5 protein-coding genes are annotated in these 2,337 nt (G+C 56.2%); 2 read left to right on the forward strand and 3 right to left on the reverse strand.

Annotated elements, in window-relative coordinates; genetic code table 11:
• Both A2I95_RS32055 and A2I95_RS32060 read right to left on the reverse strand, forming a co-directional pair.
• Positions 1 to 142: type II toxin-antitoxin system RelE/ParE family toxin (locus A2I95_RS32055; protein WP_291736337.1), on the reverse strand; the 142-nt coding region annotated here is incomplete at its 3' end.
• Entirely contained in the window at positions 135 to 428 is a 294-nt protein-coding gene (locus tag A2I95_RS32060) for a type II toxin-antitoxin system RelB/DinJ family antitoxin (RefSeq protein WP_291736332.1), read from the reverse strand. The genes A2I95_RS32055 and A2I95_RS32060, both read right to left, overlap by 8 nt.
• A gap of 170 nt (positions 429 to 598) precedes the next feature.
• Between A2I95_RS32060 and A2I95_RS32065 the strand changes: the two genes are divergently transcribed.
• Positions 599 to 1,063, forward strand: coding sequence for a hypothetical protein (locus A2I95_RS32065; RefSeq protein ID WP_291736334.1), 465 nt, complete (start codon positions 599 to 601; stop codon positions 1,061 to 1,063).
• 413 nt (positions 1,064 to 1,476) lie between these two features.
• Positions 1,477 to 1,767, forward strand: a complete 291-nt coding sequence (locus tag A2I95_RS32070; protein ID WP_027256313.1) for a hypothetical protein — start codon at positions 1,477 to 1,479, stop codon at positions 1,765 to 1,767.
• 91 nt (positions 1,768 to 1,858) lie between these two features.
• On the opposite strand, the gene A2I95_RS32075 is transcribed toward A2I95_RS32070, so the two are convergent.
• Positions 1,859 to 2,044, reverse strand: a complete 186-nt coding sequence (locus A2I95_RS32075; RefSeq protein WP_291736336.1) for a hypothetical protein — start codon at positions 2,042 to 2,044, stop codon at positions 1,859 to 1,861.
• Positions 2,045 to 2,337: the final 293 nt, after the last annotated feature.

Raw genomic sequence — 2,337 nt, forward strand, 5'->3', positions numbered from 1 at the left:
TCGGGTGAGCCGGGAGCTGCGCCACCTTGCCCTGGATTTCTTCCACCAGGGCAAGGGCTGCGTCCGGGTTGTCGTCCGAGATGTAATCGGCAATCGCCATCAGGTCGGCGACCGCCGGAGCCTTCCATTCGAGTTCAGGCACGGCGCTTCCCGTTGATCAGGGCGCGGGCATCCTGCATCACCTGGCCGTGCGGGGTGGCCGGGCGCGGGTCGGCTAGCGCCTCCTGCACCTTGGAACGGAACCAGGTGTCATAGGCATCCGGATCTGCGGTCAGGCCGGCAGGCAGACCGCCCTCGGCGGCAACGCGGGTCAGCAGGATGCGCACGGCATCCGAAAGCGTCAGGCCGACACCGGACAGAGCGTCGGCCGCTTGCGCCTTGAGCTGGTCGTCCACACGAACGTGGAGCATCGAGGTTTGGGCGGGCATGATATGTCCTCCTGTTTTCGATGGTATCATGTATCTCAATTGAGATACAGGCAAGCTGCCTTGTTCGGCTCGTAGCCCCAGAGCTTCCCCGCTTGGACGGTTTTCTGTAAGCTGGTGGAAAACAATGGTGAAAACCGTTTCCCCACCACCAATATAGGCGAGCAGAAACCATGGCGAAATTATCGCTTAATCAAGCGGCGAAGTATGCGGGTGTTGCCAAGAAAACTCTCTTGGAGCGACTTAAAAGCAACGACTTAAACGCAAAGCTATCGGGCGAGAAGAACGCGCAAGGGCATTGGGAGATTGACGAGGCAGAGCTTGACCGTGTTTTCAGAAAACCACAGGAAGAACCACACAGTAAAACCGTTTCCCCACCACCAATAAAGGCGACAAAACCAAGCGAAACCGGTGCGTTAGAGGTTGAAGTTAAGATGCTTCGGGAGCAGATCGGTGCTATGGCCGCCGAGCGTGATCGGGAGCGCGGCCAGCTCGTCGATCAGATCGAGGACCTGCGCGCCCGCCTGGACGGGGCAGAGGCCGAGCGGGTGCGCCTGAATGCACTTCTGACAGATCAGAGGGATAAATCTGGCGTTCGGGTGAAGCGCGGCCTTTGGGCACGGCTGGTCGGCCATTGAACGTCAGTCCGGAAGCTGACTTGAGAGTCAGCCGTCCTGTTCGTTTTCAACAGCATGGAAAGCGGCTTGGTCCATTGCCCTAGAAGATCCAGACGAACTAGAGAAAGGTTTAGGCGAGGATCTGATCTTGGGTTACCCTACGTGAACTTCATCAGTGCTTTGAAGTGCGGCCCGCGTGTTGACCAGTGGCCTGTTCCTATAGTTCGCGGGCCGGTTCCCCTCCCTCTGTCTTCTTCCGGGAGCCGCCGGGTGTTCTCCTGACATCTTCGGTGTAAACGAAGTGGTCCCAGTAGACACAGGGGACTTAAAATCTCCGCCCCGATAAATGCACCGGATTTCGGTGCTGGTGCCATAAAGACGTAAGAGTGTACCTTGCATACACTTCAACATCGCGAGGTCAGCGGAAACTTACCGTGAAACTCTCCTTTCTGCCTCCTGAGGAACAACCCGAAGAACTGCTGGCCGCGGTACGTGTTCTAGCTGTCCAGGACCCTTTTGCTGATGACTTCCTCGCAGCTGCACTGGCCATCGAGCAACATGCTCAAGACATCCAGTCCGGTGCTTGCATCGACAAGACGCATTTCGCGGCGGTAGAGCTAGCTAAGGCCATGCAGCTAGACCACAAACAAGTAGACCAGAACCTGACCGAGCTGCGGAATGTCTTCACGTCCGTCATGGACGCGCAAAGGGATGGGAGTATCTGACTGCCAGTCAGTTGTCCGAATAAACGACCAGGAGTTGCCTCCTGACATCTTCGATGTGTGTGGAGGCTGAACGATGGGGAGTACCCTCTTTTTAGCCTACGCGGCCGCCCGGAAAGACCCTTAAAACCTGATCAATCACCACTTTTGATGTGGATGCTTCGATATAGGTAACGATCACGAATTCACCTGCGCGGCCGAGGATACGGATACCGGTTTCTTTCACACGGCGAGCTTCGTGCCTGGGTGAAGGTTGTATATCGCAGCCGAAAACGCGCATTTCCAAATCCCCAAAACACCTAAAAGATGATTGTATCATCGTGTATTCGTTAATGGGTAGATATTTATCGCGGTAGTCTTCCGAAATTGCAGGAGCTGGGTTGGTCTCGTTCGCAACAGAAGCCGTCTATGATCCAGGTTAGTCGTTCGAGATCGTCACAGCCTCGTTGGCCTCGATCGCGCGCCTCAGCCAATCAGAGAGAACGATCTCGCAGTATGCGCCGCGCACGATGGATCAGGTGGGATATTCACCGGTCTTGGCGAAATAGGCGTCAAGCAATGCCCGGGCGCCAC

The organism is Leisingera sp. F5 (assembly GCF_001593695.1).